This window comes from Paenibacillus polymyxa (assembly GCF_015710975.1).
GTDB classification, from domain to species: domain Bacteria; phylum Bacillota; class Bacilli; order Paenibacillales; family Paenibacillaceae; genus Paenibacillus; species Paenibacillus polymyxa.
The window spans coordinates 5,387,849-5,402,016 of sequence record NZ_CP049783.1 but is presented as its reverse complement, the minus strand read 5'-3'; the positions used below and the strand labels follow the sequence as shown (position 1 = coordinate 5,402,016).

At 44.7% G+C, this 14,168-nt stretch carries 14 protein-coding genes; 13 read left to right on the top strand and 1 reads right to left on the bottom strand.

All coding sequences use genetic code 11. From position 1 onward, the window contains the following. Window positions 1-287 precede the first annotated feature (287 nt). From zwf to G7035_RS24380, 8 genes are all read left to right on the top strand, one after another. Window positions 288-1,790: a glucose-6-phosphate dehydrogenase gene (gene zwf, locus G7035_RS24415; RefSeq protein WP_016821052.1), complete on the top strand. Its 1,503-nt coding sequence runs from the start codon at window positions 288-290 to the stop codon at window positions 1,788-1,790. A 57-nt stretch (window positions 1,791-1,847) separates the two neighbouring features. Continuing rightward, window positions 1,848-2,741 (top strand): phosphogluconate dehydrogenase (NAD(+)-dependent, decarboxylating), encoded by an 894-nt coding sequence (gene gnd / locus G7035_RS24410; RefSeq protein WP_016821053.1) that lies wholly within the window; start codon window positions 1,848-1,850, stop codon window positions 2,739-2,741. Window positions 2,742-2,898: 157 nt separating this feature from the next. Then, a complete protein-coding gene (locus G7035_RS24405; protein ID WP_017428335.1) occupies window positions 2,899-3,573 on the top strand; it encodes an SOS response-associated peptidase in 675 nt (224 codons plus the stop codon). 383 nt (window positions 3,574-3,956) lie between these two features. After that, a complete protein-coding gene (locus G7035_RS24400; protein ID WP_016821055.1) occupies window positions 3,957-5,165 on the top strand; it encodes an MFS transporter in 1,209 nt (402 codons plus the stop codon). Window positions 5,166-5,220: 55 nt separating this feature from the next. After that, window positions 5,221-5,667 (top strand): OsmC family protein, encoded by a 447-nt coding sequence (locus tag G7035_RS24395; RefSeq protein WP_019687051.1) that lies wholly within the window; start codon window positions 5,221-5,223, stop codon window positions 5,665-5,667. 69 nt (window positions 5,668-5,736) lie between these two features. After that, entirely contained in the window at window positions 5,737-6,822 is a 1,086-nt protein-coding gene (locus G7035_RS24390; protein WP_019687052.1) for a lactonase family protein, read from the top strand. Between the two features lie 510 nt (window positions 6,823-7,332). Beyond that, window positions 7,333-7,488, top strand: a complete 156-nt coding sequence (locus G7035_RS24385) for a hypothetical protein (protein WP_019687053.1) — start codon at window positions 7,333-7,335, stop codon at window positions 7,486-7,488. Between the two features lie 174 nt (window positions 7,489-7,662). Further along, on the top strand, window positions 7,663-8,172 hold the full coding sequence (locus G7035_RS24380) for a hypothetical protein (protein WP_019687054.1): 510 nt from the start codon (window positions 7,663-7,665) through the stop codon (window positions 8,170-8,172). Window positions 8,173-8,312: 140 nt separating this feature from the next. Here G7035_RS24380 and G7035_RS24375 read toward each other — a convergent pair whose 3' ends face one another. Beyond that, window positions 8,313-8,939, bottom strand: a complete 627-nt coding sequence (locus G7035_RS24375) for an FMN-dependent NADH-azoreductase (RefSeq protein ID WP_019687055.1) — start codon at window positions 8,937-8,939, stop codon at window positions 8,313-8,315. A 239-nt stretch (window positions 8,940-9,178) separates the two neighbouring features. On the opposite strand from G7035_RS24375, the gene murI reads away from it, so the two are divergent. The 5 genes from murI to G7035_RS24350 all read left to right on the top strand — a co-directional run bounded on the left by murI (window position 9,179) and on the right by G7035_RS24350 (window position 14,064). Continuing rightward, the gene (murI, locus tag G7035_RS24370; RefSeq protein WP_017428340.1) at window positions 9,179-10,033 is read left to right on the top strand and encodes a glutamate racemase; all 855 of its coding nucleotides are present in this window, start codon (window positions 9,179-9,181) and stop codon (window positions 10,031-10,033) included. Between the two features lie 103 nt (window positions 10,034-10,136). Then, entirely contained in the window at window positions 10,137-10,988 is an 852-nt protein-coding gene (locus tag G7035_RS24365) for an aminoglycoside phosphotransferase family protein (protein ID WP_016821063.1), read from the top strand. Between the two features lie 14 nt (window positions 10,989-11,002). Next, complete coding sequence (gene fosB, locus G7035_RS24360; RefSeq protein WP_017428341.1) at window positions 11,003-11,425, top strand: metallothiol transferase FosB; 423 nt, start codon at window positions 11,003-11,005, stop codon at window positions 11,423-11,425. Between the two features lie 68 nt (window positions 11,426-11,493). Then, window positions 11,494-12,888: an MATE family efflux transporter gene (locus G7035_RS24355; RefSeq protein WP_019687056.1), complete on the top strand. Its 1,395-nt coding sequence runs from the start codon at window positions 11,494-11,496 to the stop codon at window positions 12,886-12,888. Between the two features lie 195 nt (window positions 12,889-13,083). Then, a complete protein-coding gene (locus G7035_RS24350) occupies window positions 13,084-14,064 on the top strand; it encodes a S8 family peptidase (protein ID WP_019687057.1) in 981 nt (326 codons plus the stop codon). Window positions 14,065-14,168 lie beyond the last annotated feature (104 nt).

Sequence of the window (14,168 nt, the reverse complement as noted above, 5' to 3'; positions counted from 1 at the left end):
ATCCCCTCAATTTCATTGTTGTTTTAAACAGTATACTAAAAGTAACTCTGTATACCAATAGTAACTATAATGCATTGTATCAACTGTGACAATTTTAACAGTTTTTTCTCTTTCCTAACGTCAATCATACCACAGAAAACGTTATCATTACAGGATATATCGAATGTTCACGATTTCGCTAAAATTTGATTGACTTGCCCCTTATTTTGGGTGTATTATGGGTTACGTTAATTCCTCAGGTAACTTTTAATAACCTCATCTTTTATAATGGGAAGAAGGAATATTTCATGGATTCAATGACATTTGTCTTATTTGGAGCGACAGGGGATTTGGCCAAACGCAAAATTTACCCTGCCTTGTATAATTTGTTTGTAGAAGGTAAAATTCCGGCTTCCTTTTCTGTAATTGGGATGGGGCGTCGTGAAGTGGCAGACGAGCAATTTCAAAGTAATGTAGAGCAATCCATTAAGGATTTTTCCAGACATGTGAATGAAGACCGTGCACAGATGGATCAGTTCTTAAGTGCTTTCCGTTACAGCGCATTGAACGTTAACCACCCGGAAGATTATAAAAAGCTGCTACAGCTTGCTGAGCAACGTGAAAATGACTTGGGAATTCCGGGGAACCGCATGTTTTATTTATCGGTGGCACCGGAATTTTTTGATGTGATTGCCCACAATATTCGGGAAAGTGGTTTAGCTGAAACAAAGGGTTGGAAACGACTCATTATTGAAAAACCATTTGGACATGATTTGGAATCGGCACGTGAGCTGAATGATCGCCTGAGCAGAACCTTTGCTGAGGATGAGATTTATCGTATTGACCATTACTTAGGTAAGCCCATGGTTCAAAACCTGGAAGCCTTGAAATTTGCTAATCCATTGCTTCAAGGGATATGGAACAACCAGTACATTGCCAATGTGCAAATTACCGCATCTGAGACTGTAGGTGTAGAGGAGCGAGCAGGATACTACGATCACTCCGGTGCTATTCGTGATATGGTACAAAATCACATGCTGCAGGTGCTGATGATGACGGCGATGGACAAACCGGGACATATCACAGCTGACCAGGTGCGGGACGAGAAAAGTAAGGTGATGGACGCGCTTCGTGCCCTCGATCCTTCCGATATTAAATCCAACGTAGTTAGAGGACAATATACCGAAGGTGAAATCAACGGAAAAGCAGTTCCATCCTATAAAGAAGAGCCGGATATCGGACCTGATTCGCAAAATGATACGTTCATTTCAGCTCGTCTTTGGATTGATAATGAACAATGGTCGGGTGTGCCGTTCTATATTCGTACTGGCAAACGCATGAAAGAAAAATCCACTCGTATCGTCGTGGAATTTAAAAAGGACAACACAGATCCTTATGCTGCTCAAGGGCAGCCTACAGACCCGAACTTGCTGATCATCCATGTTAACCCGGATGAAAAGGTAACGCTACGTCTGAACAGTAGAGATCCGCTGAACAATGGCCAGCTGGAGACGGTTCTGATGAATTATCATTCTGAGGCCAAGGATGTTCCAGAAGCCTATGAACGCCTCATCTATGATGCGCTGCGCGGCGATTCCACCTTTTTTGCTCATTGGAACGAAGTGGAGCTGTCTTGGGTGTGGGTTCAACCTGTACTTGAAGCCTTTGCTCGTGGTGAAGTTCCGCTTCACACGTATGCGGCAGGCTCTTACGGTCCAGAAGCTTCAGATCAATTGTTGGAAGAGCAAGGCTTTACATGGTGGTTGGACGAAAAGTCCGAAAGCTCTGAAAAAGCAGTCGTTCGTGCTTAACCCAACATAAAAAAGTGTATACAAAATATATATTTGCTACGGCAGGAGGCCTTTATAATGCAAGTAGGATTAATTGGTTTGGGAAAAATGGGCTTGAATCTTGGAAAAAACCTGATCGATCATAAGCATGAAGTTGTGGCTTATGACGTCAACGCAGCTGCAATCCAAGAAATGAAGGAATATGGAGCTAAGGGTGCTTCTACTTTGGAAGAGCTTGTGCAAGCAACTCAATCCCCTAGAGTGCTGTGGATTATGGTTCCTCACCAAATTGTTGATTCTGTACTGGATCAGCTTCAACCGATGTTGTCCAAAGGAGATATCATTATCGAAGGCGGAAACTCTCATTACAAAGAGTCCATTGCTCGCCATGCCCGTCTGAAAGAATATGGTATTAGCTTCATGGATGCAGGAACTTCTGGCGGTATGGAAGGCGCGCGCAACGGTGCTTGTTATATGATCGGTGGCGATCCAGAAGCTTGGGCAGTTGTTGAGCCTATTTTCCGCGATACAGCGGTGGAAAATGGATATCTGTATGCAGGTAAATCCGGTAGCGGACATTTTCTGAAAATGGTTCACAATGGTGTGGAATACGGCATGATGGCATCCATCGGTGAAGGCTTTGAAGTGCTGGAGAAAAGTAACTTTGACTTTGATTACGAACAAGTAGCGCGTGTGTGGAACAACGGTTCCGTTATCCGCTCTTGGCTGATGGGCTTGACAGAACGCGCATTTTCCAAAGATGCAAACCTGGACGAAATCCGTGGGGTTATGCACTCTTCCGGCGAAGGTAAATGGACAGTTGAGGAAGCACTGGATCTTCAGGCAGCAACTCCGGTCATTGCCTTGTCCTTGCTGATGCGCTACCGTTCGCTGGATGCCGATACATTCAACGGAAAAGTAGTTGCTGCACTGCGCAATGAATTTGGCGGCCACGCTGTAGAGAAGAAGTAATAACGATATAAGTTAGTATCTATCCCCGTAGCTTCATGACTGCGGGGATATTGCTATATGTTTTTGAGTATCAGATTTTTGTAAAATTCTTCCTTATGCATATTTTTCCTTGTATATCCGCACAATAGGTAAAAAAAGGCGGAGGGATGAATTGCATATGTGCAAAAGATTTTCGTTATCGGCAGATTTGGATGAGGTCAGGGATCATTTTGGTATACAACGTGTCATGTATTATTATAAAACACGTTATAACATGAGTCCCACCCAGCATGTTCCAATCGTGCTGCATCAGGATGGAGAACGGGTGCTTGATGAATTTCGCTGGGGATTTATTCCCTATTGGGGCAAGGATTGTGTCAATGCAGACCTGAATACCGTTCGGGTAAATCCCAGTTATCGCAAGATGGCGGAAACCCGTCGCTGTATTATTCCGTGCAATGGATTTTATTATTGGCGAAAATTAGGAAAACGCATGTGTGCCGTCCGAGTGGTATTGCCGGAACAGAAAATGTTTGCGGTCGCGGGGCTATATGAGATATGGCAGGATAGCCGAAAGGAACCGTTACGCACCTGTACGATGATGACGGTTCAAGCTAATACGGATATACGTGAATTTGACAGCCGTATGCCCGCTATTTTGGAAGTAGACCAAATAGATTCATGGCTAGATCCGTCGCTTCAGAACATTGATGAGCTGCTGCCTTTATTGCGCACGTATGAGCAAGGTGATATGAGCATCTATCCGGTGACCCCGCTGGTGGCCAATGATGAACATGATAGTCGTGAATGCATTCAGGAAATGGATTTGCAGTGGTCCTGGATTAAACCTTAAATGTATGTTTGAAGATTTGTGTCTAATATTGATCATAAGCTTCCCGCCACCTGCATAGGTATGTAGTGGGGAACAAGCGTCATAATCCGGGGAGAGGGGAAACTGCCGAAGGAGTATCTCATATGGGATGGAGGCGATTGGAATGAGTAACGATACACTCATCCAGCTGCTGGTGCTCATGGTGACGATCATCGGTCTGGTCCAAAACCGGTAAGTGGCAGGTTCCAGAAGGCGGGAGAATTGCCGTAGGCAATCTTCCGTTTTTTTTGTATTATAAAGCTCGCAGATTCAGGAAGCTTGCGGTACAATAGATGCTGGGCTACAGGTGACAAGACACCTGAATATACGTCTACATACGATGCATTTTTAAGGGAGAGCGGATCATGAGTGAATTAACTTCATTACCACCAGCCAAAAAAAGGAAATTGCTGTTTAGCGCAGGACTTAGCTGGCTGTTTGATGCTATGGATGTGGGGCTGCTCTCATTTATAGTCGCAGCATTAGCTAAGGAGTGGCATCTCGGATCAGAGCAGATTGGTCTGCTGACTGCAATGAATTCGATAGGAATGGTATTTGGGGCTGCTTTGGCAGGGATTTTGGCAGATCGTTACGGCAGACGCGCTATATTAGTGTGGACCCTGTTGATCTTTTCCATTGCCAGTGGCTTGTCTGCTTTGGCTACAGGTCTCGGTATGCTGCTGGTGCTGCGTTTTATTGCTGGCGCAGGCTTAGGTGGAGAATTGCCTGTTGCTTCGACACTGGTGTCAGAATCAGTGCCTGTGAAAGAACGAGGGAGAGCGGTTGTGCTGCTGGAAAGCTTCTGGGCGGCAGGTTGGATACTTTCGGCTCTTATTGCCTATTTTGTTATTCCGAAATATGGTTGGCAGCTTGCCTTTATTCTCGGCGCAGTACCTGCCCTGTACGCTCTTTATTTGCGCAGAGCTATTGAGGATTCACCGCGATACAAACAGCAAAGCGTCAAACTTCCGTTACGTGCACGCTTGGCTGCGATTTGGTCCGGACCCCATCGCAAGTCTACGCTAATGCTGTGGATTTTATGGTTTACAGTTGTATTTTCATACTATGGCATGTTCCTGTGGCTGCCAAGCATAATGTTTATGAAAGGGTTTGAGCTGGTTAAAAGCTTTGAGTATGTCCTAATCATGACACTTGCACAATTACCAGGTTATTTTACCGCTGCCTATCTGATTGAAAAGCTGGGTCGCAAATTTGTACTAATTATCTACTTGTTGCTCACAGCAGTGTCCGCTATTTGGTTTGGAACTTCGGAAACGGCGGGGATGTTGCTGGCTGCTGGTATCTGCTTGTCCTTCTTTAATCTCGGTGCATGGGGCGCCATGTATGCTTATACCCCGGAGCTATACCCAACGTCTGCCCGTTCTACCGGTGTGGGTATGGCAGCTGCATTTGGCCGTATTGGGGGCGTAATCGGGCCTTTTGTGGTTGGTATACTCGTAGGACAAGGCATAGCGTTACCATCTATCTTTGCGATTTTCTTCGTAGCGATCCTGATCGGAGCAGCTGCTGTATGGTTGCTGGGTACCGAAACTAAAAATCAGGAGATTGACTAACCTTTACATTCACCTGTGTAAAGATTCATAATACAAGAGAGAGGAGTGACCTGAAATGGAGCATACCTTTCTGCTCAAGGCAGACTGGAACGGGGGGCGCAACAGCGACGGGCGTATTGAGGCCGGACAGTTGCGAACAGCGATTTCGATTCCAGCTGAGATGGGAGGCCCTGGTGTGGGCACCAATCCGGATGAAATGCTGCTCGGTGCAGCTGCTACCTGCTATCTGATTACTTTGGCGGCGATGATGGAGCGTGCCAGTCTCCCGGTGGTATCACTGGCACTGGAATCGGAAGGGATCGTCGATGTAACGAACAACATTTTTACATATCGCCGAATCGTGCATCGTCCACGAGTTCTATTGTCCGTCGATGCAGCAGAATCACAAATCGAACAAGCATTGCGCCTTGCAGAGCAGGCTGAAACCTCATGCATGATCTCGCGTGCCGTAGCAGGAAATGTAGCATTGTCTACAGAGCCTGTGGTGGAGCGCGCCTCTTAAAGCAATATCTGTAACAGGAGCAATCATTCCAATTGCCCATCATTTTTTTAATCCAAGGAGGACACAACCATGACAGCACAACAAAAATTGCTCGTATTCGCAGGCTCTTACGCCGAATTGGAAGGTAACGGAGTTTATTCGTATACTTTTAATGAACAGACAGGAGCCCTGACACTACAGGATGAGTTCTCCGGCTTAAAAAATCCTACATTCCTAAATGTGGACGTTAAAAATCGGAAGCTGTATTCCATTGGCGAGACAACTTCCGCTGCAGGAGCGAAGGTAGGCGAAGCCTCTGCTTTTGAAATTGACCCGGTTAAAGGCACATTTACATTGCTAAATCGTGCGGAAAACATAGGCTCCACAACTTGCCACATTCAGCGTGATCCATCCGATCGTTACCTGATTGTGGTCAGCTACCACGGAGGTATGGTAGGGCTGGTGTCTCTGACTGAGGACGGACGTATCGGTGAGTTGCTGGATGTTAAACAGCACGAGGGCAAAGGAGCGCATCCTGAGCGTCAGGATCGTCCACATCCACATTCCAGCTTCTTTAGCCCGGACGGCCGCTTCCTGTTCGTACAAGATCTTGGACTGGATCTGATCCGTATTTATACCATTGATGACAGCAAAGGGCAACTGGTGCTGCACGGTGAAACAAAAACCCATGCAGGTGCAGGTCCACGTCACTTGACGTTCCACCCGAACAGTAAATTTGCTTTTGTTATTAACGAAGTGGATTCTTCCATTACTTCTTTCGCATATGATGCAGAAGCTGGTAAGCTTACTGAGCTGGAGAGTGTACCGACATTGCCGTCTGACTTTACTGGCGAAAACACAACTGCAGAAATTGCGATCTCACAGGATGGAGCTTATCTTTACGGTTCCAACCGTGGACATGATAGCATCGTAGTGTACGCTGTAGACGCTGCAACAGGCAAGCTGAGTCTAGTGGAGCATGTATCTGCTGAAGGCGAGCATCCGCGTCATTTTGCTTTGACACCTAATGGTGATTATATGCTCGTGGCTAACCGCGACACCAACAATATTGTTACCTTCAAAGTGGACAAGGCAAGCGGCCGCTTGACCTATAACGGACAACAAGTAACTGTGTCCAAGCCTGTATGCGTACAGCCTCTTTACTTTTCCGTGTAAAAATAGGGCAAAAACATCAGAATTATTGAAGTAACGGTATGCGGCTCGTGACCGCTACGAGAACGGACCAAACATAAAAATTTATTAGTAGAAACGGCTTGTAGGATAACTGCAGCCGTTTTTATTTTATACCCAGTCGTTCCAAATAGATCATTACCCACGGAAGTAATATAAAGTTTTAAGATCATAAATAAAATACGAATAATCTCGGTGGGAAAAGGGTACATATGTTATAAGCGGAACAGTTATCCCTTTTGCAATTTAGGACAAGCACTGTGGCTCCCATATATAAGGGTTGGAGCTTTGAAACGAAAAGATATATTTTAGTCTGAGTATTGGTATCAGTTTGTTAGATCGTTGTTGTTTTGGACAAATTCATGAAAGATGATAATGGCAAGGATAAGCTGAGTAACGAAGCGGGCAGTTGGATTTGGAGTAGCGATCGGAGAAACCATCTGTTTGCGCAGTGGGCTACACATTGCACGCATTCTTGAGGAGGATGGGATTCATATGAAAATAATCATTACACAAAAGGAAGCCGCCGACAAAGGAATCTGGACAGAGATTATGGGGATGTTTGCTGTAACCAAAGAGGACGAGGTATGGCATAATGAAGAGTTTATTCTCACCGAGGAACAGGCACGTCAGGTGGGATTACTAAAATAACAAAGGTAAATTAGGACATGTCATCAAGTTTTAAGACCAAGTCTTAAAAAATCGTAACTTATTTTTTATGTATCTGATACACTTTTTAACCGTTCAAAGTTTATGATAGGTACACAAGGGTAATGAAGCTTACAGACACCGTGTACATACCCAAACGGCAAGGAGAGATCAGACATGATGAAATTAGCTTCGAAATGGACCGTATTGACTTTGATGATGATGCTGATTACGACGGCAGGGGCAACAGCGCAAGGCTACACACCTGTAGCAGCTGCTGAAAATCAGGAGACCGTATATATAAACCAAATGGACATTCGCGATGGACAAATTTATTTGTCAGCAGACCCGATTGAATGGTACGAAGGCGCAGCAGCAGACAAAGCATTTGTGGAGCATGAAGGAAATACAGGATTGGATGGAGCGCCGGATGGCTACTACATCGTAAACAATTCCGTACAAAATGACGTGTATCAGGTTGCACCAGATGCTACGGTAGAGGTGCAGATTTATGACCACACAGGGAATATAGAAGACACAGACGTGCAATGGAACGAATCCATTCCTTTGGCACAGTTTGAGAAGGATTTTGCTAAAAAGGATGTTCTGGACCTCAGCCAATTTCCATACCATGTTACGCTTCGTGACGGTAGGGTTGTAAAAATCGTGCAGCAGTTCATTCCTTAAATAGAGGTAAGCTCATACAGACACGTGCTTCTTACTTGATCACAGATCAGGGGAGCACGTGTTTTTGTATTTTGTAGCAAAAAAAAAGAGGATTTCCATCCCGTAAAGGGTGCGGACATCCTCTTTTTTCATATATATAATTAGAACGATTTTGCTGCGTCTACTGCACGTTGTACGGCAGAAGCAACGATCTCTTGTGCTTGGTCAGGAGCTTGGTTATGTCCTTCCAGTACAACCTTCACAATGTCTTTAACACCGAAGAAGGTTAAGATGTTGCTCATGAAGTTCAAAGACATCTCAGCAGCAGCAGCAGGCCCTTCGGAATAAACGCCGCCTCTTGCATTCAACAGGGCTACTTTAGTGTCAGTTACAAGACCTACAGGACCTTCAGCAGTGTATTTGAATGTTTTACCAGCTTGGTTCAGGTAGTCAATGTATGTGTGCAGTACAGCTGGAATCGTCATATTCCAGAGCGGGAAAGCAAATACGACTTTGTCTGCTGCCAAGAATTGATCCAGATAACCATTAGCGATGTTTGCCAGGCGAGCTTCTTCTGCGTTCAGCTCCATGCCTCTTGCGGATTTGAACGTGCCGTTGATCATGTTAGCGTTCAGATAAGGAAGCTCGACGGAGAACAGGTCCAGCTCAGTGATTTCATCAGATGGGTGGGAAAACTTGTAGCTTTCCACGAATGCGTTATACAATTTAACTGTTGCAGATTCTTCAGCTGTACGATCATTAGCTTTGACAAATAATACTTTAGACATGATTTATTTCCCCCTAAGTAAGTTGAATAAGTAAGTTTAGTTAGTAAGTTACCACGTAATATTACAATATAAAGATAATATCTGTCAACACTTCTATATTAAATTTACTTTGAAAAGCTGCTTTATTTTTTACACTGTGAAATTTACGTGTTTCTTTTGCAAAATATCAGTTTTGCGGTAAAATTTAAATGTAAAGTCTAATTAAGAGTATGCTTGGATAGGCGAGGAAGGAAATGAACATGGTGCCATCAAGATTTAACACCATAGTTGAACGAAAAAAGGTGAGTAGCTTGAAGATAGGTTTTTTTGATTCGGGATTGGGTGGAATTACAGTATTGTCTGAGGCGCTAAGACGTTTGCCAAACGAAAATTTTGTTTACATGGCGGATACGCTTCATGTTCCTTATGGAACGAAAACACCCCAAGAGGTGCTTGGTTATGTCAAGGCTTCGGTGCAAACGATTCTAAAAGAGGATATTAAGGCATTGGTGATTGCCTGCAATACGGCTACAAGTATCGCGGTGGCGGAGCTAAGGAAGGAATATAAATTTCCGATTATCGGAATGGAACCAGCCGTGAAGCCAGCGGTCGAGATGAACCGAGCCAATGGTAAAAGAGTTCTGGTGCTGGCGACACCGTTGACATTAAAACAATCTGGTTATGCAGCACTGGTATCCAGAGTTGACGATCACGGAAGTGTGGATTCATTGCCTTTGCCGGAGCTCGTACAATATTGCGAACAGTTGAATTTTGACCGTACGGAATTGTTCAATTATTTTAACCATAAGCTGTCTTCGTTTAACTTAGACGTCTATGGTACGGTCGTATTGGGATGTACACATTATCCATTCTATAAGGAAATTTTGAGAGAACTGCTGCCTTCTCATATTCAGCTTATTGACGGGAGCCAGGGAACGGTCAAACGCTTGAAACAGGTGCTGTCCGAGCGTAATTTACTGGCAGCTCCGTTGACAACGGGCCAATTGCAGGAGGGACATGTCACTTTTCTATGTACCAGTCAGGATAAGGCCTATGTCCATAAGATGGAGCGGGCGCTTGAAATCTATGCGGAGCGTGAAAAAATATATTTGTAAGAAAAGAATGGCTGGCGAACAGGTGGGCTAGATTAGCAATCCGAAGCGCCAGCCGCATTATTTGTCGTATTATTTATGGATCAGATGCATAGGGAGGTTTTACATGGACATTCAATTTATCCTGAATGAGCTGTATGAAGCAGGCGTGCTTGAAAGCCATATGCAAAATCTCAAACCGCTGACTGGCGGAACTTCGAGTGAAGTGGTTGTTGTCATGGACGGTACCAGACCACGATATGTCATTAAGCAAAATGATCCCGCGATTGTAAAAGCCGAGGCAGAATTTTTGCTTACCTATGCACAGATTGAGAAGCTATCTCGAGTGATTTATGTAGATTCCCTGCATCGTTATTTGGTATATGCGTTCAAGCCAGGGTTCACTAGGCAATATAGTGAAAGAAATAAGGGTGATTTGCTGCTCAGTCTGGCGACAGAGGTCATTGCACACTACAAATCCCTTCGAGAGGAACACAAGTATGGTTATTCGGATCATCCGTTTGTGGAATGGAGAGATTTTTTGCTCCACAGAACGAAAGAATCCGAAAAGATTATACAAGACGTCTTACCCTTAGAAAATCATCGGTTCATCCACACTCTTGTGGCCGGATCACCGCAACGGAATATTAAATATTTGCTTCATGGCGATTTCGGAGTACATAATTTTGTGTTTGCCGAAAATGGTACATTGACAGGTATTATTGACCCTGATCCAGTGGTGGGAGAACCTCTGTATGATTTGATATATGCCTTTTGTTCTTCACCGGATAGGCTGACCATCGATACCATTTTGCCGGCAGTAGATAAGCTTAGTCCAGAGATGACAGGGGAATATGAGCTGAACAGGGAAGTGCTACAGGGATTATACTTTCGTATAGCTACCTGCATTCGCCATCATCCGGAAGATCTAGACCAATATACAGAAGCATGGAATTACTGGCTGAACAGGGTTCGTTGAAAGGAATAGGAAGCATGAGCATACAAGGATGGAATCACATTTGCTTTTCGGTGTCTAATTTGGAGAAGTCTATACAATTCTATCAAAATGTACTAGATGGAAAACTGCTCGTTAAAGGACGCAAGCTGGCTTATCTGGATTGCCTGGGAATGTGGTTGGCTCTCAATGTGGAAGAGGATATTCCTAGAAATGAAATTCATCATTCCTACACGCATATTGCATTTTCAGTAGCGGAAGCGGATTTTGAAAGTATGCTTAACAAGCTGAAAACTCTTAATGTCCCTATTCTGCCCGGACGGGAGCGAAATGAACAGGATAAAAGATCAGTCTATTTTACAGATCCAGACGGACACAAGTTCGAATTCCACACAGGACAATTGCAGGACCGCTTGGAATATTATAAAAATGATAAAAAACATATGATTTTTTACCAATAAGTAAGCGTTATCAAAAAATGTATGGGTAAATTTGGATTTACATACGGAAGCGGGAGGAATACAGAAGTATGTCATTGTCGCAGGAAAGTGGCTCCAAGCAAGCGCAGGCCGTTAAAACGATGACGGTTTTCGCGATTACTTGGCCGATCTTCATAGAAATGCTATTTCATATTTTGATGGGTAGCGTGGATACGTTCATGCTTAGCCATGTTTCAGATGAGGTTGTATCGGCTGTCGGTGTATCCAGACAGTTAATTGAATTTACGATTATACTCTTCAATCTGCTTGGTCTTGGAGTAGGTGTGATCATTGCTCAGTTATTAGGTGCGCAAAAGCATGTGGACGCAAGCCGTGTTACCGCATCGGCACTAACCTTTAATCTGGTATTTGGCCTGGCGCTGAGTTTGATGTTTATCGTGAGCCGGGATTTTTTACTATCCTTCTATCATATTACTCCGACCATTAAGGAAAATGCAGAAATCTATATGATGCTGGCAGGGGGTTCGCTTTTTTTGGAAGCCCTTATGCTAACCGCAGGGCCGGTCATTCGCTCGCATGGTTTTACCAAAGATACGATGATCGTAGGCATCGGCATGAATATATTGCATGTTGTGGGAAATGCATTGCTCATATACGGCTGGTTTGGTCTGCCGCAAATGGGAGTGGCGGGAGCAGCGATTTCAACGGTTATTAGCCGCGTCGTCGCATGTGTGTGGATTTTTATCCTGCTGTACAAACGTGTAAGTGCGCCGATTCGTATCCAATATTATGTACAGCTTCAATGGAGCAAGCTGGTGGCGATCCTTAAAATTGGGATTCCTGCTGGACTGGAATGGCTTTCTTATCAGCTTAGTCAAATGATGGTGACCCGATTTGTCAGCTTTATGGGTACAACAGCGATTGCAACTCATTTTTATACGAATACGATTGTGTACTTTTTTATGGTATTTGGAATGGCCGTTGGCGAGGGAACCGAAATTATTGTGGCTCGCCTGATTGGAGCTGGAGACAAGGAAAAAGCATATCATCAACTTTTGCGAAGCCTGAAATGGTCACTAGTCATTACGATTGCTGTGATCGTGGCTGTATCCTTTTTCCGATATGAAGTGATGGCGATCTTTACGGACGAGCCAGCGATCATTCAATTAGGGGCAGCGATTTTGTTGTTCTGTATATTGCTGGAGCCGGGCCGTGTGTTCAATCACGTGGTCATTAACTCCCTGCGAGCAGCAGGAGATGTTCAGTTCCCCTTAATGATGGCCATTATTTCAATGTGGGGGATCAAAATCCCGCTAGCATATGTGCTAGGCATTCATATGGGATATGGTGTTCTGGGTGTGTGGATAGCACATGCATGCGATGAATGGGTACGAGGTATTTTTCACTATTTACGCTGGAAAGGCCGGAAATGGCAGCACAAATCGTTGTTATCTAAGGCTGAGCTACAAGCGGAATCAATCTAAGGCTCATAGAGGGACTAGAGCAGACATTTCCCAATTGATTTGGTTGATGTCTGTTTTTTTTTTGCAAAAATAAGCAAATTGGGATGTTCAAACTTTTCAAAAATTGCTAGAATATAGTAACCTCGAATGCAGTAGAGGTTTTCAAAGTTTCAAAGACGGATGGTTTCCAATTGAATCCATGAAGGAGGGAATAAGATGGAACGTAAAGTGCATATCATTCCTTACCAAGTGATCAAGCAGGAGCAACAAGTGAATGAAATACCGCGAGGGGTGGAGATGATCCAGGCACCTGCGGTATGGAACCAGACTCGAGGCCGAGGAGTAAAGGTGGCGGTACTGGACACGGGCTGTGATGCGGACCATCCGGATCTGAAGGCACGCATTATTGGTGGCCGCAATTTCACGGATGATGACGAAGGTGATCCGGAAATTTTCAAGGATTACAACGGTCACGGTACACATGTGGCAGGAACCATTGCGGCAGCGGAAAATGAGAATGGTGTCGTAGGTGTCGCCCCAGAGGCAGATCTGCTCATCATCAAAGTGCTAAACAAGCAGGGCTCCGGTCAATATGACTGGATCATCCAAGGTATCTATTATGCGATTGAGCAAAAGGCAGACATCATCTCAATGTCGCTTGGTGGCCCTGAGGATGTGCCTGAGCTTCATGAAGCAGTAAAAAAGGCTGTAGCCAGCCAAATCCTGGTCATCTGTGCAGCTGGAAATGAGGGAGACGGTGACGACAGAACGGACGAGCTCGGCTACCCTGGCTGCTATAATGAAGTGATCAGCGTAGGTGCTATCAACTTTGACAGACACGCCTCAGAGTTCAGTAATTCTAATAATGAGGTGGATTTGGTTGCACCAGGAGAAGATATTTTGTCCACAGTTCCGGGCGGGAAATATGCGACCTTTAGCGGAACATCGATGGCTACTCCGCACGTAGCAGGTGCATTGGCGTTGATTAAGCAGTTGGCGAATGCGAGCTTTGAGCGTGATCTCACCGAACCGGAATTATACGCCCAACTCATCAAACGCACAATTCCACTCGGCAATTCTCCTAAGATGGAGGGCAACGGCCTGCTGTACTTGACAGCAGTGGAGGAGCTTTCCCGTATTTTCGACACGCAACGTGTAGCGGGAATATTGAGTACAGCATCGTTGAAGGTTAAATAAGTCGTAACAACGGACTATAACGACTCTCCTAAGCGGAGAGTCTTTTTGTGCGCTTCATTATATTTGAGAATCTCCATTTACATCGTATTCAAATGTCGGGTAAC

What these genes read in the sequence shown, in the direction of transcription:
- zwf (WP_016821052.1), top strand. Translation starts at nt 288, where the DNA reads ATGGATTCAATGACATTTGTCTTATTTGGAGCGACAGGGGATTTGGCC.
- gnd (WP_016821053.1), top strand. Translation starts at nt 1,848, where the DNA reads ATGCAAGTAGGATTAATTGGTTTGGGAAAAATGGGCTTGAATCTTGGA.
- G7035_RS24405 (WP_017428335.1), top strand. Translation starts at nt 2,899, where the DNA reads ATGTGCAAAAGATTTTCGTTATCGGCAGATTTGGATGAGGTCAGGGAT.
- G7035_RS24400 (WP_016821055.1), top strand. Translation starts at nt 3,957, where the DNA reads ATGAGTGAATTAACTTCATTACCACCAGCCAAAAAAAGGAAATTGCTG.
- G7035_RS24395 (WP_019687051.1), top strand. Translation starts at nt 5,221, where the DNA reads ATGGAGCATACCTTTCTGCTCAAGGCAGACTGGAACGGGGGGCGCAAC.
- G7035_RS24390 (WP_019687052.1), top strand. Translation starts at nt 5,737, where the DNA reads ATGACAGCACAACAAAAATTGCTCGTATTCGCAGGCTCTTACGCCGAA.
- G7035_RS24385 (WP_019687053.1), top strand. Translation starts at nt 7,333, where the DNA reads ATGAAAATAATCATTACACAAAAGGAAGCCGCCGACAAAGGAATCTGG.
- G7035_RS24380 (WP_019687054.1), top strand. Translation starts at nt 7,663, where the DNA reads ATGATGAAATTAGCTTCGAAATGGACCGTATTGACTTTGATGATGATG.
- G7035_RS24375 (WP_019687055.1), bottom strand. Translation starts at nt 8,939, where the DNA reads ATGTCTAAAGTATTATTTGTCAAAGCTAATGATCGTACAGCTGAAGAA.
- murI (WP_017428340.1), top strand. Translation starts at nt 9,179, where the DNA reads ATGGTGCCATCAAGATTTAACACCATAGTTGAACGAAAAAAGGTGAGT.
- G7035_RS24365 (WP_016821063.1), top strand. Translation starts at nt 10,137, where the DNA reads ATGGACATTCAATTTATCCTGAATGAGCTGTATGAAGCAGGCGTGCTT.
- fosB (WP_017428341.1), top strand. Translation starts at nt 11,003, where the DNA reads ATGAGCATACAAGGATGGAATCACATTTGCTTTTCGGTGTCTAATTTG.
- G7035_RS24355 (WP_019687056.1), top strand. Translation starts at nt 11,494, where the DNA reads ATGTCATTGTCGCAGGAAAGTGGCTCCAAGCAAGCGCAGGCCGTTAAA.
- G7035_RS24350 (WP_019687057.1), top strand. Translation starts at nt 13,084, where the DNA reads ATGGAACGTAAAGTGCATATCATTCCTTACCAAGTGATCAAGCAGGAG.